At 69.5% G+C, this 20,081-nt stretch carries 15 protein-coding genes and 1 pseudogene; 1 reads left to right on the top strand and 15 read right to left on the bottom strand.

Annotation, left to right across the window (positions count from 1 at the left end):
• Positions 1-22: 22 nt before the first annotated feature.
• The 15 genes and pseudogenes from recQ to N8I84_RS23375 all read right to left on the bottom strand — a co-directional run bounded on the left by recQ (position 23) and on the right by N8I84_RS23375 (position 18,388).
• On the bottom strand, positions 23-2,014 hold the full coding sequence (recQ, locus tag N8I84_RS23445; protein WP_263231354.1) for a DNA helicase RecQ: 1,992 nt from the start codon (positions 2,012-2,014) through the stop codon (positions 23-25).
• Between the two features lie 261 nt (positions 2,015-2,275).
• Entirely contained in the window at positions 2,276-3,925 is a 1,650-nt protein-coding gene (gene nuoN / locus N8I84_RS23440; RefSeq protein WP_200418756.1) for an NADH-quinone oxidoreductase subunit NuoN, read from the bottom strand.
• The gene (locus N8I84_RS23435) at positions 3,922-5,493 is read right to left on the bottom strand and encodes an NADH-quinone oxidoreductase subunit M (RefSeq protein ID WP_263231353.1); all 1,572 of its coding nucleotides are present in this window, start codon (positions 5,491-5,493) and stop codon (positions 3,922-3,924) included. Before N8I84_RS23435 ends, nuoN begins: the two co-directional genes overlap by 4 nt.
• Positions 5,494-5,498: 5 nt before the next feature.
• Complete coding sequence (gene nuoL / locus N8I84_RS23430; RefSeq protein WP_263231352.1) at positions 5,499-7,445, bottom strand: NADH-quinone oxidoreductase subunit L; 1,947 nt, start codon at positions 7,443-7,445, stop codon at positions 5,499-5,501.
• A gap of 15 nt (positions 7,446-7,460) precedes the next feature.
• Complete coding sequence (gene nuoK / locus N8I84_RS23425; RefSeq protein ID WP_023547474.1) at positions 7,461-7,760, bottom strand: NADH-quinone oxidoreductase subunit NuoK; 300 nt, start codon at positions 7,758-7,760, stop codon at positions 7,461-7,463.
• Positions 7,757-8,596, bottom strand: a complete 840-nt coding sequence (locus N8I84_RS23420; protein ID WP_263231351.1) for an NADH-quinone oxidoreductase subunit J — start codon at positions 8,594-8,596, stop codon at positions 7,757-7,759. Before N8I84_RS23420 ends, nuoK begins: the two co-directional genes overlap by 4 nt.
• Positions 8,593-9,234: an NADH-quinone oxidoreductase subunit NuoI gene (nuoI, locus tag N8I84_RS23415; protein ID WP_263231350.1), complete on the bottom strand. Its 642-nt coding sequence runs from the start codon at positions 9,232-9,234 to the stop codon at positions 8,593-8,595. The genes N8I84_RS23420 and nuoI overlap by 4 nt, the downstream gene beginning before the upstream one ends.
• Positions 9,227-10,591: an NADH-quinone oxidoreductase subunit NuoH gene (gene nuoH / locus N8I84_RS23410; protein ID WP_263231349.1), complete on the bottom strand. Its 1,365-nt coding sequence runs from the start codon at positions 10,589-10,591 to the stop codon at positions 9,227-9,229. The genes nuoI and nuoH overlap by 8 nt, the downstream gene beginning before the upstream one ends.
• Positions 10,588-13,091 (bottom strand): annotated as a pseudogene (locus N8I84_RS23405) (NADH-quinone oxidoreductase subunit G). The gene nuoH and the pseudogene N8I84_RS23405 overlap by 4 nt, the downstream one beginning before the upstream one ends.
• Positions 13,088-14,476 carry an NADH-quinone oxidoreductase subunit NuoF gene (gene nuoF / locus N8I84_RS23400; protein ID WP_374707142.1) on the bottom strand — a complete coding sequence of 463 codons (1,389 nt, stop codon included), beginning with the start codon at positions 14,474-14,476 and terminating at the stop codon, positions 13,088-13,090. Before nuoF ends, N8I84_RS23405 begins: the two are co-directional and overlap by 4 nt.
• Positions 14,473-15,348 (bottom strand): NADH-quinone oxidoreductase subunit NuoE, encoded by an 876-nt coding sequence (gene nuoE / locus N8I84_RS23395; RefSeq protein ID WP_263231348.1) that lies wholly within the window; start codon positions 15,346-15,348, stop codon positions 14,473-14,475. The genes nuoF and nuoE overlap by 4 nt, the downstream gene beginning before the upstream one ends.
• Positions 15,345-16,676, bottom strand: coding sequence for an NADH-quinone oxidoreductase subunit D (locus N8I84_RS23390; RefSeq protein ID WP_263231347.1), 1,332 nt, complete (start codon positions 16,674-16,676; stop codon positions 15,345-15,347). Before N8I84_RS23390 ends, nuoE begins: the two co-directional genes overlap by 4 nt.
• On the bottom strand, positions 16,673-17,464 hold the full coding sequence (locus tag N8I84_RS23385) for an NADH-quinone oxidoreductase subunit C (RefSeq protein WP_263231346.1): 792 nt from the start codon (positions 17,462-17,464) through the stop codon (positions 16,673-16,675). The genes N8I84_RS23390 and N8I84_RS23385 overlap by 4 nt, the downstream gene beginning before the upstream one ends.
• On the bottom strand, positions 17,461-18,015 hold the full coding sequence (locus tag N8I84_RS23380; protein WP_007383964.1) for a NuoB/complex I 20 kDa subunit family protein: 555 nt from the start codon (positions 18,013-18,015) through the stop codon (positions 17,461-17,463). Before N8I84_RS23380 ends, N8I84_RS23385 begins: the two co-directional genes overlap by 4 nt.
• A 13-nt stretch (positions 18,016-18,028) precedes the next feature.
• Complete coding sequence (locus N8I84_RS23375; RefSeq protein WP_003992243.1) at positions 18,029-18,388, bottom strand: NADH-quinone oxidoreductase subunit A; 360 nt, start codon at positions 18,386-18,388, stop codon at positions 18,029-18,031.
• An 803-nt stretch (positions 18,389-19,191) separates the two neighbouring features.
• Between N8I84_RS23375 and N8I84_RS23370 the strand changes: the two genes are divergently transcribed.
• Positions 19,192-19,995, top strand: a complete 804-nt coding sequence (locus N8I84_RS23370) for a C40 family peptidase (protein WP_263231345.1) — start codon at positions 19,192-19,194, stop codon at positions 19,993-19,995.
• Positions 19,996-20,081 lie beyond the last annotated feature (86 nt).

Raw genomic sequence — 20,081 nt, 5'->3', positions numbered from 1 at the left:
GGACGGCTCGTACGCCGTCACCTCATATCCAGTCGTCGGGCTCCGGCTCGTCGTCCGGCTCGGGCCAGTCGTCCGGCTCCGTCCCGCCGGACGGCGCCGCGGCCCGCTGGGCGGTCGGCGGGCCACCCAGCGAGGCGAGCACGCCGACCACGCCCTCCCCGTAGGTGGCCAGCTTCTTCTCGCCGATTCCGCTGATACCGCCGAGCTGGGTCACCGACGTGGGCCAGGCGGTGGCGATCTCGCGCAGCGTGGCGTCGTGGAAGATGACGTACGCCGGGACGCCCTGCTCCCGCGCCTGTTCGGCGCGCCAGGCACGCAGCGCCTCGAACGCGGGGGCAAGCTCCGGGGGCAGCTCGGCGGCGGCCGCCTTCGGCTTGCGGTCGGACCGGGCGGAGGGCGACGACGACCGGGGAGCCGCCGCCGGCTTCTTCGGCTCCTTGCGCAACGGCACCTCGCGCTCCCGCCGCAGTACCGCCCCACTGGCCTCCGTCAGCACCAGCGTCCCGTACTCGCCCTCGACGGCGAGCAGCCCCTGCGCCAGCAACTGCCGGATGACGCCGCGCCATTCGCCTTCGGTCAGCTCCTCGCCGATGCCGAACACGGACAGCTGGTCGTGGTCGAACTGGATGACCTTGGCCGTGCGCCGTCCCAGCAGGATGTCGACGATCTGCACCGCGCCGAACTTCTGCCGCCGCTCCCGGTGCAGCCGCCACACCGTGGACAGCACCTTCTGCGCCGCGATCGTCCCGTCCCAGGTGTCCGGCGGCTCCAGGCAGGTGTCGCAGTTGCCGCAACCGCCCGGCCGGGGGTCCTGGCCGAAGTAGGCGAGCAGCTGGCCGCGGCGGCACTGGGCGGTCTCGCACAGTGCCAGCATCGCGTCCAGGTGCGCCTGGGCCCGGCGGCGGAACGCCTCGTCGCCCTCCCCGGACTGGATGAGCTTGCGCTGCTGTATGACGTCGTTGAGCCCGTACGCCATCCAGGCCGTGGACGGCAATCCGTCGCGGCCCGCACGGCCCGTCTCCTGGTAGTAGCCCTCGACCGACTTCGGCAGGTCCAGGTGGGCGACGAACCGCACGTCCGGCTTGTCGATACCCATCCCGAAGGCGATCGTCGCGACCACCACCAGGCCCTCCTCGCGCAGGAACCGCGACTGGTGCGCCGCACGGGTGGCCGCGTCCAGACCCGCGTGGTACGGCACCGCCTCGATGCCGTTGCGGGTCAGGAACTCGGCCGTCTTCTCCACCGAGTTCCGCGAGAGGCAGTAGACGATGCCCGCGTCGCCCGCGTGCTCCTCGCGCAGGAACGCCAGCAGCTGCTTCTTGGGGTCGGCCTTCGGCACGATCCGGTACTGGATGTTGGGCCGGTCGAAGCTGGCCACGAAGTGGCGGGCCCGCGGCATGTTCAGCCGCTGGGTGATCTCCTGGTGCGTCGCCCGCGTGGCCGTCGCCGTGAGCGCGATCCGCGGGACGTCCGGCCACCGCTCGCCGAGCAGCGACAGCGCCAGGTAGTCGGGGCGGAAGTCATGGCCCCACTGGGAGACGCAGTGCGCCTCGTCGATGGCGAAGACGGAGATCTTGCCGCGGGAGAGCAGGTCGAGGGTGGACTCCAGACGCAGCCGCTCCGGTGCCAGGTAGAGCAGGTCCAGCTCGCCGGCCAAGAACTGCGCCTCCATCACGCGCCGCTCGTCGAAGTCCTGTGTGGAGTTGACGAACCCGGCGCGCACACCGAGCGCCCGCAGGGCGTCCACCTGGTCCTGCATGAGAGCGATGAGCGGGGAGACCACGACTCCCGTACCGGGCCTGACCAGGGCCGGGATCTGGTAGCAGAGCGACTTGCCGCCGCCGGTCGGCATGAGCACGACGGCGTCGCCGCCTGCGACCACATGCTCGATGACCGCTTCCTGCTCGCCGCGGAAGGCGTCGTACCCGAAGACCCGGTGCAGCGCGGCCAGCGCCTCGCTCCCACCGTCCACCGCCGGCGCGCCCACCTCGGTCATCACAGCCGTCCCGTCCATCGCCCGTCCCCCGTCGGTCGCCCTTCGACCACTGCGTCCACGATAGGGGCCAGGGCCGACAGCCTCGGAGTTATCCACAGGCCTGTCCGGTTCCTTTGCGTGAGCGTGAGCGGATGAAAATGGACGTTCCGTTCCCCGTGGACCTGGACCTCACCCAGATCACGGCGCGGCGCTCAGCCAAGCAGTAGCCACCACCGCTCATACGCCGGCCCGGCACCCCCCGAGCGGGTGCCGGGCCGTCGCCCAATCGGCGCGGGCGCCTCAGCGCACGAACACACCCGCCTGGTTCGCCAGGTCCAGGAAGTACTGCGGTGCCACACCCAGCGCCACGGTGACCGCCACGCCGAGTCCGATCGCCGTCATCGTCAGCGGGGACGGGACCGCCACCGTCGGGCCCTCGGGGCGCGGTTCGCTGAAGAACATCAGGACGATCACGCGGATGTAGAAGAACGCCGCCACGGCGGACGAGATCACACCGATCACGACCAGCGGGATCGCCCCGCCCTCCGCCGCCGCCTTGAACACCGCGAACTTCCCGGCGAAGCCCGAGGTCAGCGGGATGCCCGCGAAGGCCAGCAGGAACACCGCGAAGACGGCCGCCACCAGCGGGGACCTGCGGCCGAGCCCGGCCCACTTGGACAGGTGCGTCGCCTCGCCGCCCGCGTCGCGGACGAGGGTGACGACCGCGAAGGCACCGATCGTCACGAACGAGTACGCGGCCAGGTAGAAGAGGACCGAGGACACGCCGCTCCGCGTGGTGGCGATCACACCCGCGAGGATGAATCCCGCATGCGCGATCGACGAGTACGCCAGCATCCGCTTGATGTCGGTCTGCGTGATCGCCACGATAGCGCCGCCCAGCATGGTGACGATCGCGATCGCCCACATCACCGGCCGCCAGTCCCAGCGCATGCCCGGCAGGACCACGTACAGCAGTCGCAGCAGCGCACCGAACGCCGCCACCTTGGTCGCAGCCGCCATGAAGCCGGTCACCGGTGTCGGCGCACCCTGGTACACGTCCGGCGTCCACATGTGGAACGGCACCGCTCCCACCTTGAACAGCAGGCCCATCACGACCATCGCGGCGCCGACGAGCAGCAGCGCGTCATTGCCCATGGTGTTGGCGAGCGCCGGGTCGACGTTCGTGACCGTGCCGTCGACGACCTGGGCGATCCGCGCGTACGACACCGAGCCCGCGTAGCCGTACAGCAGGGCGATGCCGAACAGTGTGAAGGCGGAGGCGAAGGCCCCGAGCAGGAAGTACTTGACCGCGGCCTCCTGCGACATGAGCCGCTTGCGCCGGGCGAGCGCGCACAGCAGGTACAACGGCAGCGAGAAGACCTCCAGGGCGACGAAGAGGGTCAGCAGGTCGTTCGCCGAGGGGAAGACCAGCATGCCGCCGACCGCGAACAGCAGCAGCGGGAACGCCTCCGTCGTCGTGAACCCCGCCTTGACGGCCGCCTTCTCGCTCTCGCTGCCCGGCACGGACGCTGCCTGCGCGGCGAACGAGTCCACGCGGTTGCCGTGCGCCGCCGGGTCGAGGCGCCGCTCGGCGAAGGTGAACACGCCGAGCAGGCCCGCCAGCAGGATCGTGCCCTGCAGGAACAGGGACGGTCCGTCGACCGCGAGCGCGCCCATCGCCGCGATGTGGGCCTTGGTGGTGCCGTATCCGTCGGCGGCGAGCGCCACCACCGCGGCGAACGCGGCGGCGAGCGCGACGACGGACACGAACACTTGTGCGTAATAACGGGACTTGCGCGGCACGAACGCCTCGATCAGCACTCCGACGAGCGCGGCACCGATGACGATCAGGGTCGGCGACAACTGCCCGTACTCGATCTTCGGCGCCTGGATCTTCGCGATCGGGTCGGCCGCGGTTGTCCACAGGCTGTGGACGGCTGTTGCGCTCACTTGGCCGCCTCCACTGCGGGCTTGGGATCGGTCTGGTGTACGTCGGACATGGTGTGCTGGACGGCCGGGTTGACCAGGTCGGTGACCGGCTTCGGGTAGACGCCCAGGAAGATCAGCAGCGCGATCAGCGGGACGACCACCACGAGTTCGCGGACCCGCAGGTCCGGCATCGCCGCGACCTCCGCCTTCACCGGACCCGTCATCGTCCGCTGGTACAGGACGAGGGTGTAGAGCGCGGCGAGGACGATGCCGAGGGTGGCGATGATGCCGATCACCGGATGGCGCGTGAACGTGCCGACCAGCACCAGGAACTCACTCACGAACGGCGCGAGCCCCGGGAGGGACAGCGTAGCCAGGCCGCCGATCAGGAACGTGCCGGCGAGCACCGGCGCGACCTTCTGCACGCCCCCGTACCCCGCGATCAGACGCGAGCCGCGGCGCGAGATCAGGAAGCCCGCCACCAGCATCCAGGCGGCCGTCGAGATGCCGTGGTTGACCATGTACAGCGTCGCCCCGGACTGGCCCTGGCTGGTCATCGCGAAGATGCCCATGATGATGAAGCCGAAGTGCGAGATCGACGCGTAGGCCACCAGCCGCTTGATGTCCCGCTGGCCGACCGCCAGCAGCGCCCCGTAGAGGATGCTGATCAGGGCCAGGACGAGGATGACCGGTGTCGCCCACTTGCTCGCCTCCGGGAACAGCTGGAGGCAGAAGCGCAGCATCGCGAACGTGCCCACCTTGTCGACGACCGCCGTGATCAGCACGGCGACGGGGGCGGTGGCCTCCCCCATGGCGTTGGGCAGCCAGGTGTGCAGCGGCCACAGCGGCGCCTTCACCGCGAAGGCGAAGAAGAAGCCGAGGAACAGCCAGCGCTCGGTACTGGTCGCCATGTGCAGCGAGCCGTTCGCCCGCGCCTGCACGATCTCCGGGAGGGAGAAATTGCCCGCCTGCACATACAGGCCGATCACCGCGGCCAGCATGATCAGGCCGCCGGCCAGGTTGTAGAGGAGGAACTTCACGGCGGCGTACGACCGCTGCGTGGACGCCGCCTTCTCGCCCTGCTCGTGGGCGCGGTCCCCGAAGCCGCCGATGAGGAAGTACATCGGGATGAGCATGGCTTCGAAGAAGATGTAGAAAAGGAAGACGTCGGTGGCCTCGAACGAGATGATCACCATCGCCTCGACGGCCAGGATCAGGGCGAAGAAGCCCTGCGTCGGCCGCCAGCGCCGGCTTCCGGTCTCCAGCGGGTCCGCGTCGTGCCAGCCCGCCAGGATCACGAACGGGATCAACAGCGCGGTCAGCGCGATGAGCGCCACCGCGATGCCGTCCACGCCCAGCTCGTACCGCACCCCGAAGTCCTTGATCCAGGCCTGGGACTCGGTGAACTGGTACCGGGCGCCGCCCGGTTCGAAGCGGAACGTGATCACCGCGGCGAGCGCGAGCGTGGCGAGCGAGACGACCAGCGCCAGCCACTTGGCGGCGGTGCGCTGCGCGGCCGGGACCGCGGCCGTGGCGATCGCCCCCACGGCCGGGAGCACCGCCGTCGCTGTCAGCAGGGGAAAGGACATCGCTATCAGACCGCCCTCATCAGCAGGGTCAGGGCGACGAGCACCGCCGCACCGCCGAACATCGAGACGGCGTACGACCGTGCGTAGCCGTTCTGCAGTCGGCGGAGCCGGCCGGACAGGCCGCCGACCGAGGCCGCCGTGCCGTTGACGACGCCGTCGACCAGGGTGTGGTCCACGTACACCAGGGAGCGCGTGAGGTGTTCCCCGCCCCGGACGAGGACGACGTGGTTGAAGTCGTCCTGGAGCAGGTCGCGCCGGGCGGCCCGGGTGAGCAGGGAGCCGCGCGGGGCGACGGCCGGAACGGGCTTGCGGCCGTACTGCGCCCAGGCGATGGCCACGCCGATGACCAGGCACACCATGGTCGCTCCGGTGACCGTCCAGGCGCTGACCGGCGAATGCCCCTCACTGTGCCCGGTGACCGGCTCGAGCCAGTGCAGGAAGCGGTCGCCGATGCTGAAGAACGCGCCGCCGAAGACGGATCCGACCGCCAGCACGATCATGGGGATCGTCATGACGCCCGGCGATTCGTGCGGATGCGGTTCGGCGTGCTCGCCGCGCTCCTCGGCCGCCGGTTCCACGCTGGGCTCGGCCGGGGAGGGGGTCGGCCGGTGGCGCCACCGCTCCTCGCCGAAGAACGTCATCAGCATCACCCGCGTCATGTAGAACGCCGTGATGGCCGCGCCCAGCAGGGCCGCGCCGCCGAGGATCCAGCCCTCGGTGCCGCCCTTGGCGAAGGCCGCCTCGATGATCTTGTCCTTGGAGAAGAAGCCGGACAGGCCCGGGAAACCGATGATCGCGAGGTAGCCCAGACCGAAGGTGACGAAGGTGACCGGCATGTACTTCCTGAGGCCGCCGTACCGGCGCATGTCGACCTCGTCGTTCATGCCGTGCATGACCGAGCCGGCGCCGAGGAACAGTCCGGCCTTGAAGAAACCGTGCGTGACCAGGTGCATGATCGCGAAGACGTAGCCGATGGGGCCGAGGCCCGCGGCGAGCACCATGTAGCCGATCTGCGACATGGTCGAACCGGCCAGCGCCTTCTTGATGTCGTCCTTCGCGCAACCGACGATCGCACCGAACAGGAGCGTGACGGCACCGACGACGGTGACGGCCAGCTGGGCGTCGGGCGCCGCGTTGAAGATCGCTCCGGAGCGGACGATCAGGTACACGCCCGCGGTCACCATGGTCGCGGCGTGGATCAGGGCCGAGACCGGGGTCGGGCCCTCCATCGCGTCACCGAGCCAGGACTGCAACGGCACCTGGGCCGACTTGCCGCAGGCGGCGAGCAGCAGCATCAGGCCGATCGCGGTGAGCTTGCCCTCGGACGTGTCCCCGACGTGGCCGAGGACCGGGCCGAAGGCGAAGGTCCCGAACGTGGTGAACATCAGCATGATGGCGATCGACAGGCCCATGTCGCCGACGCGGTTGACGATGAACGCCTTCTTCGCCGCGGTCGCCGCGCTGGGCTTGTGCTGCCAGAAGCCGATCAGCAGGTAGGAGGCGAGACCGACGCCCTCCCAGCCGACGTACAGCAGCAGGTAGTTGTCGGCGAGGACGAGCAGCAGCATCGCCGCGAGGAAGAGGTTCAGATAGCCGAAGAAGCGGCGCCTGCGCTCGTCGTGCTCCATGTACCCGACCGAGTACAGGTGGATGAGGGAGCCGACTCCGGTGATCAGCAGGACGAACGTCATCGACAGCTGGTCGAGGCGGAAGGTGACGTCGGCCTGGAAGCCGCCCACCGGGACCCAGCTGAACAGGTGCTGGGTGATGGTCCGGTGGTCGGCGGCCTTCCCCAGCATGTCGGTGAAGAGGACGGCACCGAACACGAAGGAGGCGGCGGCGAGCACCGTGCCGAGCCAGTGGCCTACCGCGTCCAGCCTTCTGCCGCCGCACAGCAGCACGGCCGCTCCGAGCAGGGGCGCCGCGATCAGCAGCGCAATCAGGTTCTCCACGATTCTCCCGACCCCTTACAGCTTCATCAGGCTGGCGTCGTCGACCGAGGCCGAATGGCGGGTACGGAACAGCGACACGATGATCGCGAGCCCGACGACGACCTCCGCGGCGGCGACGACCATCGTGAAGAAGGCGATGATCTGGCCGTCGAGATTGCCGTGCATCCGGGAGAAGGTGACGAACGCGAGGTTGCACGCGTTGAGCATCAGCTCGATACACATGAACACCACGATCGCGTTGCGCCGGATCAGTACGCCGGTGGCACCGATCGTGAACAACAGCGCCGCGAGATACAGGTAGTTGACCGGGTTCACTTCGACGCCTCCTCGGTCCTCTTGAGCGCCGGCCGCTTCTCCTCGGTGCGCTCCAGGCGCTCGGCGGCGTGCTGCTCCAGCGCCTTGAGATCGCTGATCGCCTCGTCGGACACGTCGCGGATCTGGCCGCGGGCTCGCAGCGTCTTGTTGACGGTCAGCTCCGACGGGGTGCCGTCCGGCAGGAGGCCCGCGATGTCCACCGCGTTGTGCCGGGCGTAGACGCCGGGTGCCGGCAGCGGCGGAACGTGCTTGCCCTCCCGTACCCGCTGCTCGGAGAGTTCGCGCTGGGTGCGTGCGCGCTCGGTGCGCTCGCGGTGGGTGAGCACCATGGCGCCGACGGCGGCCGTGATGAGCAGGGCGCCGGTGATTTCGAACGCGAACACGTACTTGGTGAAGATGAGGGCCGCCAGACCCTCCACATTGCCGCCCGCGTTCGCCCTGCCGGTGCCGGTGAAGTCCTTCAGGGACGCGTTGGCGATGCCCGCGAACAGCAGGATGCCGAAGCCGAGCCCGCACAGGAGGGCCAGCCAGCGCTGCCCCTTGATGGTCTCCTTCAGGGAGTCCGCCGCGGTGACGCCGACCAGCATCACCACGAACAGGAACAGCATCATGATCGCGCCGGTGTAGACGACGATCTGCACGATCCCCAGGAAATAGGCACCGTTGGCGAGGTAGAACACCGCCAGGACGATCATGGTGCCCGCGAGGCACAACGCGCTGTGCACGGCCTTCTTCATGAAGACGGTGCCGAGGGCGCCGAGCACCGCGACGGTGCCGAGGACCCAGAACTGGAAGGCCTCTCCGGTGGAGGTGGAGTAGGCCGCGAGATCAGTCATCCGCCGATCACCTTCTTCGACGCCGGCTCGCCCTCGCCGAAGGTGGAGGCGGCCTCCTGCGGGACCTCGCCCTTCGAGACGGCGACCTGGCGCACGGTGCCGGGCGCGGCCTCCGTCACCAGGCCCCGGTAGTAGTCCTGCTCGTCCATCCCCGGGTAGATGGCGTGGGGCGTGTCGACCATGCCCTCTTCGAGGCCGGCGAGCAGTTGCTCCTTGGTGTAGATGAGGTTGGCGCGGCTGGAGTCGGCCAGCTCGAACTCGTTGGTCATCGTCAGCGCGCGCGTGGGGCAGGCCTCGATGCACAGGCCGCACAGGATGCAGCGGGCGTAGTTGATCTGGTAGACCCGCCCGTACCGCTCACCCGGGGAGTAGCGCTCCTCGTCCGTGTTGTCCGTGCCCTCGACGTAGATCGCGTCGGCGGGACACGCCCAGGCGCACAGTTCGCAGCCGACGCACTTCTCCAGGCCGTCCGGATGGCGGTTGAGCTGGTGCCGGCCGTGGAACCGCGGAGCCGTGGTCTTCTTCTGCTCCGGGTACTGCTCGGTGAGCCGCTTCTTGAACATGGCCTTGAAGGTCACGCCGAAGCCGGCCACCGGGTTCTGGAAACCCGGCTTGGTGTCCTTGGGCTCGTCAGCCATCGGACGCCTCCTTTCCATCCGAAGATCCGTCACTCACAGTGTCCGGTCCACCACTGACAATCAGCTCCCGCTCCCGGCGCGAGCGGCGCCTGGGCACCGGTGGCAGCGTCTGTCCCGGCAGCGGCGGCACGGGGAATCCGCCGGCCATCGGGTCGAAGGCGGCGGGCTCCTCGGCGGGCCGCTCGGCCTCCTTGGCCTTCGCGCGGAACATGTCGATGACGAACGACACCAGGAGCAGTGCGAGGACTCCGCCCGCGACGTACAGCGCGATATCGGCGAAACCGTAGTTCTCGTTGCGAAGCGCCCGTACGGTCGCGACGAGCATCAGCCAGACCACGGAGACCGGGATGAGGACCTTCCAGCCGAGCTTCATCAGCTGGTCGTAGCGGACGCGGGGGAGCGTGCCGCGCAGCCAGATGAAGAAGAACAGCAGCAGCTGGACCTTGATCACGAACCAGAGCAGCGGCCACCAGCCGTGGTTCGCGCCCTCCCAGACCGTGCTGATCGGCCACGGGGCGCGCCAGCCGCCCAGGAAGAGGGTGGTGGACACGGCCGAGACCGTCACCATGTTGACGTACTCGGCGAGCATGAACATCGCGAACTTGATCGACGAGTACTCGGTGTTGAAGCCGCCGACCAGGTCGCCCTCGGACTCCGGCATGTCGAAGGGGGCGCGGTTGGTCTCACCGACCATCGTGACGATGTAGATGATGAACGACACCGGCAGCAGCAGGATGTACCAGCGGTCGTGCTGCGCCTCGACGATCCTCGACGTGGACATCGATCCCGAGTAGAGGAACACGGAGGCGAAGGCGGCACCCATGGCGATCTCGTAGGAGATCATCTGCGCGCAGGAGCGCAGGCCGCCGAGGAGCGGATAGGTGGAGCCGGAGCTCCAGCCCGCCAGCACGATGCCGTAGATGCCGACCGAGGCGACCGCGAGGATGTAGAGCATCGCGATCGGCAGGTCGGTGAGCTGCATCGTGGTGCGGTGCCCGAAGATCGAGATCTCGTTGCCGGCGGGCCCGAAGGGGATCACCGCGATCGCCATGAAGGCCGGGATGGCCGCGACGATCGGCGCGAGGATGTAGACCACCTTGTCCGCGCGCTTGACGATGAGGTCTTCCTTCAGCATCAGCTTCACGCCGTCGGCGAGCGACTGGAGCATGCCCCAGGGACCGTGCCGGTTGGGGCCGATGCGCAACTGCATCCAGGCGACGACCTTGCGCTCCCAGACGATGGAGAACAGCACGGTCACCATCAGGAAGGCGAAGCAGAACACCGCCTTGATGACGACCAGCCACCAGGGGTCGTGGCCGAACATCGAGAGGTCTTCAGCGGCGAGGTACGGGCTCATGCCTCCACCTCCTTGGGGGCTTCGGCGGCGGGCGTCGCCGGGCCGATGCGGACGAGGGTGCCGGGCTGCGCCCCGGTGTCGGAGGGGACGCCGCCACCCGTGGAGTTCATCGGGAGCCAGACGACGCGGTCGGGCATCTCGGTGATCTGCAGCGGGAGTTCGACGGTCCCGGACGGGCCGCGCACGGCCAGCAGGTCGCCGTCCTCGACGCCCGCCTCGGCGGCGGTGGCGGCGGACACACGCGCGCGTGCCGCGTGCCGGGTGCCGGCGAGCGCCTCGTCGCCGTCCTGGAGGCGGCCCTGGTCGAGCAGCAGCCGGTGGCCGGCGAGCACGGCCTCCCCGGCGGCCGGGCGGGGAAGCTGTCCGCCGATCTCCAGGGGTTGGCGGCCCGCGGACCGTCCCAGGCGCCGAGGCGGTCCAGCTCCACGCGGATCGTGCGCACATCGGGCAGCCCCAGGTGCACGTCCATCGCGTCGGCGAGCATCTGCAGCACGCGCGCGTCGGTCGGCATCAGCGGGCGGGTCATCTGGTCGGGCTTCAGCGCGGCCTCGAAGAAGCGGGCCCTGCCCTCCCAGTTGAGGAAGGTGCCGGCCTTCTCGGCGGCCGCCGCGACCGGCAGCACCACGTCCGCGCGCTCGGTGACCTCGCTGGGCCGCAGTTCCAGGGAGACCAGGAAGTCCACCTCGGACAGTGCTTCACGCGCGCGTGCCGGATCCGGCAGGTCGGCGACCTCGACGCCGGCCACGACCAGGGCGCGCAGTTCGCCGGTGGCCGCGGCCTCGACGATCTGGCCCGTGTCCCGGCCGTAGCGGTGCGGGAGGTCGGCAAGGCCCCAGGCGGCGGCGACCTCCTCCCGCGCGCGCGGATCGGTGGCCGGACGCCCGCCCGGCAGCAGCGAGGGCAGCGCGCCCACCTCGACCGCGCCCCGTTCTCCGGCCCGGCGCGGGATCCACGCCAGCCGGGCCCCGGTGGCGGCCGCGGTGCGGACGGCGGCGGTGAGGCCGCCCTCAACGGCGGCGAGGCGTTCACCGACGACGATCACGGCGCCCTCGGTGCGCAGCGCCTCCGCGGCCCGTACGCCGTCCTCCTCCAGGCCGACCCGCCCGGCCAGCGCGTCCAGCCACTCGGTCTCGGTCCCGGGCGCGGCGGGCAGCAGGGTGCCGCCGGCCTTCTCCAGGCCCCGGGTGGCATGCGTGGCGAGAGCGAACACCTGCTGGCCGTGCCCCCGCCAGGCCTTGCGCAGCCTCAGGAAGACGCCGGGCGCCTCCTCCTCGGACTCGAACCCGACGAGCAGGACGGCGGGCGCCTTCTCGAGGAAGGTGAACGTGACGCCCGTACCGTCGAGGTCGCGGCCGCGTCCGGCGATCCGGGCGGCCAGGAAGTCGGCCTCCTCGCCGCTGTGCACGCGCGCGCGGAAGTCGATGTCGTTCGTGTCGAGCGCCACGCGCGCGAACTTGCTGTACGCGTAGGCGTCCTCCACGGTGAGCCGGCCGCCGGTGAGCACCCCGGCCCGCCCCCGCGCGGCGAGCAGCCCCCGGGCCGCGATGTCGAGCGCCTCGGGCCAGGACGCGGGCTCCAGCTCACCGCTCTCCCGCCGCACCAGCGGCACATCGAGCCGGTCCTTCATCTGCGCGTACCGGAACGCGAAGCGCCCCTTGTCGCAGATCCACTCCTCGTTGACCTCGGGGTCGTAGGCGGCCAGGCGCCGCATGACCTTGCCGCGCCGGTGGTCGGTGCGGGTGGCGCAGCCGCCGGAGCAGTGCTCGCAGACCGAGGGGGACGAGACCAGGTCGAAGGGGCGGGAGCGGAAGCGGTACGCCGCCGAGGTCAGCGCACCGACCGGGCAGATCTGGATGGTGTTCCCGGAGAAGTACGACTCGAAGGGGTCGCCCTCTCCGGTGCCGACCTGCTGCAGGGCGCCCCGCTCCAGGAGCTCGATCATCGGGTCGCCCGCGATCTGGTTGGAGAACCGGGTGCAGCGGGCGCACAGCACGCACCGCTCACGGTCGAGCAGCACCTGCGTGGAGATCGGGACCGGCTTCTCGTACGTCCGCTTCTTCCCGTCGAACCGGGACTCGGCGTTGCCGTGCGACATCGCCTGGTTCTGCAGCGGGCACTCGCCGCCCTTGTCGCAGACGGGGCAGTCCAGCGGGTGGTTGATGAGCAGGAGCTCCATCACACCCTTCTGGGCCTTCTCGGCGACGGGCGAGGTGAGGTGCGTCTTCACGACCATCCCGTCCGTACACGTGATCGTGCAGGACGCCATGGGCTTGCGCTGGCCCTCGACCTCGACGATGCACTGGCGGCAGGCGCCGGCCGGGTCGAGCAGGGGGTGGTCGCAGAAGCGGGGGATCTCGATGCCGAGCTGTTCGGCGGCGCGGATCACCAGGGTGCCCTTGGGCACGCTGATCTCGACGCCGTCGATCGTCAGCGTGACGAGGTCCTCCGGCGGGACCGCCGCCTCTCCCCCACCTGAGGGAGCGCTGGTGGTCACAGTCATGCGTTCACCTCCGCGGGCTTGTCCGCCCAGGCCGTGGACTTGGCCGGGTCGAAGGGGCAGCCCCGGCCCGTGATGTGGTCCTCGTACTCCTCGCGGAAGTACTTGAGGGAGGAGAAGATCGGCGAGGCGGCGCCGTCGCCGAGGGCGCAGAAGGACTTGCCGTTGATGTTGTCGGCGATGTCGGCGAGCTTGTCGAGGTCGGACATGACGCCCTTGCCTGCCTCGATGTCCCGCAGCAGCTGCACGAGCCAGTACGTGCCTTCCCGGCAGGGCGTGCACTTGCCGCAGGACTCGTGGGCGTAGAACTCGGTCCAGCGGGTGACGGCCCGCACGACGCAGGTCGTCTCGTCGAAGCACTGCAGGGCCTTGGTGCCGAGCATGGACCCGGCGGCGCCCACGCCCTCGTAGTCCAGCGCGACGTCGAGGTGCTCCTCGGTGAACATCGGCGTGGACGAGCCGCCCGGCGTCCAGAACTTCAGCCGGTGGCCGGGCCGCATGCCGCCGCTCATGTCGAGGAGCTGCCGCAACGTGATGCCGAGCGGGGCCTCGTACTGGCCGGGGTTGGCCACATGGCCGCTGAGGGAGTACAGCGTGAAGCCGGGCGACTTGTCGCTGCCCATCGACCGGAACCATTCCTTGCCCCGGTTCAGGATCGCGGGAACCGATGCGATCGACTCGACGTTGTTCACAACAGTCGGGCACGCGTAGAGGCCCGCGACCGCAGGGAAGGGGGGACGGAGCCGCGGTTGACCACGGCGGCCTTCGAGCGAGTCGAGCAGTGCGGTCTCCTCACCGCAGATGTACGCGCCCGCGCCCGCGTGCACGGTGACGTCGAGATCGAGCCCGCTGCCCAGGATGTTCTCGCCGAGGTAGCCCGCCGCGTAGGCCTCGCGCACGGCCGAGTGCAACCGCCGAAGCACGGGGACGACTTCACCACGCAGATAGATGAAGGCATGCGACGACCTGATGGCGTAGCACGCGATGACGATGCCCTCGATGAGGCTGTGCGGGTTCGCGAAGAGGAGCGGGATGTCCTTGCAGGTTCCGGGCTCCGATTCGTCGGCGTTGACAACCAGATAGTGAGGCTTGCCGTCGCCCTGGGGGATGAACTGCCACTTCATTCCCGTGGGGAATCCCGCGCCGCCGCGCCCGCGCAGTCCGGAGTCCTTGACGTACGCGATCACGTCGTCCGGCGACATGGCGAGCGCCTTGCGGAGCCCCTCGTAGCCGTCGTGCCTGCGGTAGACGTCCAGCGTCCAGGAGCTCTCCTCGTCCCAGAAGGCCGACAGCACGGGCACGAGCAGTTTCTCGGGGCTGGTCTCTCCCCCACCCTCGAATCCGCTCGGGCGGGCGGTGCCCCCATTCTCGGGTGCCAAGGTCATCACTGCCCTCCCTCGTCGCCTACGGGCCCGGCCGGGTGTGCCGGGTCGGAGGCCGATGTGTCCTGCGGCGCGTCGTGCGAGCTGAGGTGTTCGGACGGCGACGGCTGGTGCACGGCCGTGTCCCCGGCCTCGTCGTGCGGCCCGCCGTCCCTCGGGTGCACCACGCGCGCGGCGGGGGACTCACCCTTGGCCAGCCGCAGCCCGATCAGGGAGGCCGGACCCGCGCTGCCGGTCGCCTCGACGGCCCCGTCCCGTTCGTCGGGGAAGCCCGCCAGCATCCGGGCGGTCTCCTTGAAGGTGCACAGGGGGGCGCCGCGGGTGGGAGCGACCTGCCGTCCCGCGCGCAGGTCGTCGACGAGGCGCCGGGCGGTCTCGGGGGTCTGGTTGTCGAAGAACTCCCAGTTGACCATCACGACCGGTGCGTAGTCGCAGGCCGCGTTGCACTCGATGTGCTCCAGGGTGACCTTGCCGTCGTCGGTGGTCTCGCCGTTGCCGACGCCCAGGTGCTCCTGGAGGGCCTCGAAGATGGCGTCGCCGCCCATGACGGCGCACAGGGTGTTGGTGCAGACGCCCACCTGGTAGTCACCGGAGGGCCGCCGCCGGTACATGGTGTAGAAGGTGGCGACCGCGGTGACCTCGGCCGTGGTCAGACCCAGAACCTCGGCGCAGAACCGCATCCCGGTGCGCGTGACATGGCCCTCCTCCGACTGCACCAGGTGCAGCAGCGGCAGAAGGGCGGACCGGGAGTCCGGGTAGCGGGCGATGATCTCGTGCGCGTCCCGCTCCAGCCGGGCCCGCACGTCGTCCGGGTAGTCGGGCGCGGGCAGTTCGGGCATGCCCAGGCTGACGCCCCGCTCGGAAGAAGAGGTGGTCACCGGTCGACGCCTCCCATCACGGGGTCGATGGACGCGACGGCGACGATGACGTCGGCGACCTGGCCGCCCTCGCACATCGCCGCCATGGCCTGCAGGTTGGTGAAGGACGGGTCGCGGAAGTGGACCCGGTAGGGGCGGGTGCCGCCGTCCGAGACGGCGTGCACGCCGAGTTCGCCCTTGGGCGACTCGACCGCCGCGTACGCCTGTCCCGGCGGGACGCGGAAGCCCTCGGTCACCAGCTTGAAGTGGTGGATCAGAGCCTCCATGGAGGTGCCCATGATCTTCTTGATGTGGTCCAGGGAGTTGCCGAGCCCGTCCGGTCCCAGGGCGAGCTGGGCGGGCCAGGCGATCTTCTTGTCGGCGACCATGACCGGGCCGGGCTGCAGCCGGTCCAGGCACTGCTCGATGATCCCGACCGACTGGCGCATCTCCTCCAGGCGGACGAGGAAGCGGCCGTAGGAGTCGCAGGTGTCGGCGGTCGGGACGTCGAAGTCGTACGTCTCGTAGCCGCAGTAGGGCTGTGCCTTGCGCAGGTCGTGCGGCAGGCCGGCGGAGCGCAGGATCGGCCCCGTGGCGCCGAGGGCCATGCAGCCCGCGAGGTCCAGGTAGCCGATGTCCTGCATACGGGCCTTGAAGATGGGGTTCCCGGTGGCGAGCTTGTCGTACTCCGGGAGGTTCTTCTTCATCTTCTTCACGAACTCGCGGATCTGGTCCACGGCGCCCGGCGGCAGGTCCTGGGCGAGTCCGCCGGGCCGGATGTAGGCGTGGTTCATCCGCAGGCCCGTGATCAGCTCGTAGATGTCGAGGATCATCTCCCGGTCACGGAAGCCGTAGATCATGATCGTGGTGGCGCCGAGCTCCATGCCGCCGGTGGCGATGCACACCAGGTGGGAGGAGAGCCGGTTCAGCTCCATCAGGAGCACCCGGATGACCGAGGCGCGGTCCGGGACCTGGTCCTCGATGCCGAGGAGCTTCTCCACGGCGAGGCAGTACGCCGTCTCGTTGAAGAACGGCGTCAGGTAGTCCATGCGCGTCACGAACGTGGTGCCCTGCGTCCACGTGCGGTACTCGAGGTTCTTCTCGATGCCGGTGTGCAGGTATCCGATGCCGCAGCGGGCCTCGGTGACCGTCTCGCCCTCGATCTCCAGGATGAGCCTCAGCACGCCGTGCGTGGACGGGTGCTGGGGGCCCATGTTGACGATCAGGCGCTCGTCGTCGGCACGGGACACGGACTCGACGACCTCGTCCCAGTCACCGCCGGTGACCGTGTAGACGGTGCCCTCGGTTGTCTCGCGCGCGGAGGCTGAGGACGGGGTGTGCGTGCTCATGAGTACGACCTCCGCTGGTCCGGAGCCGGGATCTGGGCGCCCTTGTACTCGACGGGGATGCCGCCGAGGGGATAGTCCTTGCGCTGCGGATGGCCCTGCCAGTCGTCCGGCATCATGATCCGCGTCAGCGCCGGGTGGCCGTCGAAGACCAGGCCGAAGAAGTCGTACGTCTCGCGCTCGTGCCAGTCGTTCGTGGGATACACGGACACGAGCGACGGGACGTGCGGGTCGGAGTCGGGGGCGCTGACCTCCAGGCGGATCAGCCGGTTGTGGGTGATCGAGCGCAGGTGGTAGACGGCGTGCAGCTCGCGCCCCTTGTCGCCGGGGTAGTGCACTCCGCTCACGCCCGTGCACAGTTCGAAGCGGAGCGCCGGGTCGTCGCGGAGGGTCTGGGCGACGGCGACCAGGTACTCGCGTTCGATGTGGAAGGTCAGCTCACCGCGGTCGACGACGGTCTTCTCGATGGCGTTCTCAGGGACGAGGCCCTGCTCCTCCAGGGCGCCCTCCAGCTCGTCGGCGACCTCGTCGAACCAGCCGCCGTAGGGGCGGGTGGCCGCGCCCGGGAGGCGGATGGAGCGGACCAGGCCGCCGTAGCCGGAGGTGTCGCCGCCGTTGTCGGCGCCGAACATGCCGCGCTGGACGCGGATCTCCTCGCCGCCCTCGCCGCGCCGGCCGGGGAGGTTGGCGGCGCCGAGGTCCTTCTCGGGGTTGACGCCGTTGCCGTTCACCCCGCTGCCGTTCACGCCGCCCGGGTGCGCGCCCGCGCCGTCGCGGTTCGCGTCGCTCATCGCAGCAGCCCCTTCATCTCGATCGTCGGCAGGGCCTTGAGCGCCGCTTCCTCCGCCTCGCGGGCCGCCTCCTCGGCGTTCACGCCGAGCTTGGAGGACTGGATCTTCTGGTGGAGCTTGAGGATCGCGTCCATCAGCATCTCGGGCCGTGGCGGGCAGCCGGGCAGGTAGATGTCGACGGGGACGATGTGGTCGACGCCCTGGACGATCGCGTAGTTGTTGAACATGCCGCCCGAGGAGGCGCACACGCCCATCGAGATCACCCACTTGGGGTTCGGCATCTGGTCGTAGACCTGCCTGAGGACCGGCGCCATCTTCTGGCTGACCCGGCCGGCGACGATCATCAGGTCCGCCTGGCGGGGCGAGCCGCGGAAGACCTCCATGCCGAAGCGCGCCAGGTCGTAGCGGCCGGCGCCGGTGGTCATCATCTCGATGGCGCAGCAGGCCAGGCCGAAGGTGGCGGGGAAGACCGACGCCTTGCGCACCCAGCCCGCGGCCTGCTCGACGGTGGTCAGAAGGAAACCGCTCGGCAGCTTTTCTTCGAGTCCCATGACGTAAGGCCCCTCAGTCCCATTCCAGGCCGCCGCGCCGCCATACGTACGCGTAGGCGACGAAGACGGTGAGCACGAAGAGCAGCATCTCCACGAGCCCGAAGATCCCCAGGGCGTCGAAGGTGACGGCCCAGGGGTAGAGGAAGACGATCTCGATGTCGAAGACGATGAAGAGCATCGCCGTCAGGTAGTACTTGATCGGGAAGCGCCCGCCGCCCGCCGGCGTGGGGGTCGGCTCGATACCGCACTCGTAGGCCTCGAGCTTGGCGCGGTTGTACCGCTTCGGACCGATCAGCGTGGCCATGACCACGGAGAAGATCGCAAAGCCTGCCCCGAGGGCTCCCAGTACGAGGATGGGCGCATACGCGTTCACCGCTCCTCGCTCCTCTCAGTCGGCACTGACTGCTGGCGGTTGCGCTGGGCTCACTTCCACCCCACATGTCCCGGAAGCCCCGCTTGCCCCAGCGAAGATCGCGGACATGTGAAGCAGGTCACAAGCCCAACTGCCGTGCATCTTATGCCCGCGGGTGTGTGATCTGCGACACGGGGGTCAGCACGTACTTTGTGATCTCCACCACCCGGCGAAGGATCATGAAGTCGGATGAGCGGTGATCTACGTACGCGAAGCAGTCGAGTGATCACCAAGAGGTGACATTTTCGCTCGTCTCCGCTGGTAGAGGCGGTCTTGCACTATCAAACGCCTAGCGCTCAAAGCAAATTGGCGCTGGACCAGAACCCTTGATAGAGGGCCCCGTTCACACTTCAGAGGGAGGGGCGGGGCGAATGTGGACGTGTGCACGCGTTCACGAGCAGAGGGCGGCTTCACGCCCAGAGGTGCATGCATTCACAAGCGGCTGGGCAGGCACACGGACCGAGTCGCCCGCTGCGCGCGCGAGACGCCTCCGCGACAGTGACCGTTCCGTGACCTGTGCCACATCTGTGTGAGGGTTCGATAAAGCGGGCTTGGCCATCTGCCCCAACCGGTGGTAGGCCCGGAGCAATTCGGGACGTAACGACGAAAGCCCATGATCACAGGCTTGATCACCACTGTCCGCTTTGCCCGTTACGGCGTCAATAAAGAATGACACGCCCGGGATTCAGGCCGCCGATTGAACAACTGTGGCGCACCACACGTTTCTTGAAGGTATGGAGGAGTCCCTGGTACCGCTTGTCCCCATGTCCCACACCGCTCACATACGCAGCCACCGGAAGCCCCGCAACCGCAGCGCGTCGACCATCGCGATGCGGGCCGGAGTTGCCGGTGGTGTCCTCAGCACACTGGCCGTGGCCGGAGCCTCGGCGGCATCGGCCGACGCGGCCGAGCCGGCGACCCAGACGCTCGAGCTGCCGACCCTGACGGCCGACGTGGCCACGCAGGTCGCACAGTCCGCGGCGGCCACCCAGCAGGCCGCGGCCAACTACCAGCTGCAGGTCGAGCGTGACGCGGCCGCCGCGAACGCCGCGAAGCAGGCCAAGGCGGACCTCGCGGAGGCCAAGAAGAAGGAGGCCGAGGCCAAGCGGAAGGCCGAGGCGGAGCGCAAGCAGGCGGAGGCCGCCTCGCGCAGCGCCGAGCGGACCGTCCTCGCCGCCGCGACCAGCACCTCGACGGGCTCCTCCACGGCCACCGGTTCGGCCGCGGCGGTCGTCGCCTTCGTCAAGGCGCAGATCGGCAAGGCGTACGTCTCCGGCGCCACCGGTCCGTCGGCGTACGACTGCTCCGGACTGGTGCAGACGGCCTTCAAGCAGGTCGGAATCAACCTTCCGCGGGTCTCCCAGGACCAGTCGACGGCCGGCACCCAGGTCTCGCTGAGCAACCTGCAGCCCGGGGACATCCTGTACTGGGGCGGCGCGGGCAGCGCCTACCACGTCGCGGTGTACGTGGGTGACGGCATGTTCGTCGGCGCGCAGAACCCCTCCAGCGGCGTCGGGGAGCACCCGCTGTCGTACGACCCGCCGTCCGGCGCGGTCCGCGTGCTCTGACCGAGCCGTCGTAAGCGGTACGGGGATTGCAGGGCCGTCGCCCGTTCGAGGCGGCGGCCCTCCCGGTCGTCCCCGGCCGACTCCGT

The organism is Streptomyces cynarae (genome assembly GCF_025642135.1).
Classification (GTDB): domain Bacteria; phylum Actinomycetota; class Actinomycetes; order Streptomycetales; family Streptomycetaceae; genus Streptomyces; species Streptomyces cynarae.
The sequence above is the reverse complement of the archived record's forward strand: the minus strand, read 5'-3'. Positions and strand labels throughout refer to the sequence as shown.

Coding starts and splice junctions, on each gene's coding strand:
- recQ (WP_263231354.1), bottom strand. CDS start 2,014: ATGGACGGGACGGCTGTGATGACCGAGGTGGGCGCGCCGGCGGTGGAC.
- N8I84_RS23435 (WP_263231353.1), bottom strand. CDS start 5,493: ATGTCCTTTCCCCTGCTGACAGCGACGGCGGTGCTCCCGGCCGTGGGG.
- N8I84_RS23420 (WP_263231351.1), bottom strand. CDS start 8,596: ATGACTGATCTCGCGGCCTACTCCACCTCCACCGGAGAGGCCTTCCAG.
- nuoI (WP_263231350.1), bottom strand. CDS start 9,234: ATGGCTGACGAGCCCAAGGACACCAAGCCGGGTTTCCAGAACCCGGTG.
- nuoH (WP_263231349.1), bottom strand. CDS start 10,591: ATGAGCCCGTACCTCGCCGCTGAAGACCTCTCGATGTTCGGCCACGAC.
- N8I84_RS23390 (WP_263231347.1), bottom strand. CDS start 16,676: ATGAGCACGCACACCCCGTCCTCAGCCTCCGCGCGCGAGACAACCGAG.
- N8I84_RS23385 (WP_263231346.1), bottom strand. CDS start 17,464: ATGAGCGACGCGAACCGCGACGGCGCGGGCGCGCACCCGGGCGGCGTG.
- N8I84_RS23380 (WP_007383964.1), bottom strand. CDS start 18,015: ATGGGACTCGAAGAAAAGCTGCCGAGCGGTTTCCTTCTGACCACCGTC.
- N8I84_RS23370 (WP_263231345.1), top strand. CDS start 19,192: ATGTCCCACACCGCTCACATACGCAGCCACCGGAAGCCCCGCAACCGC.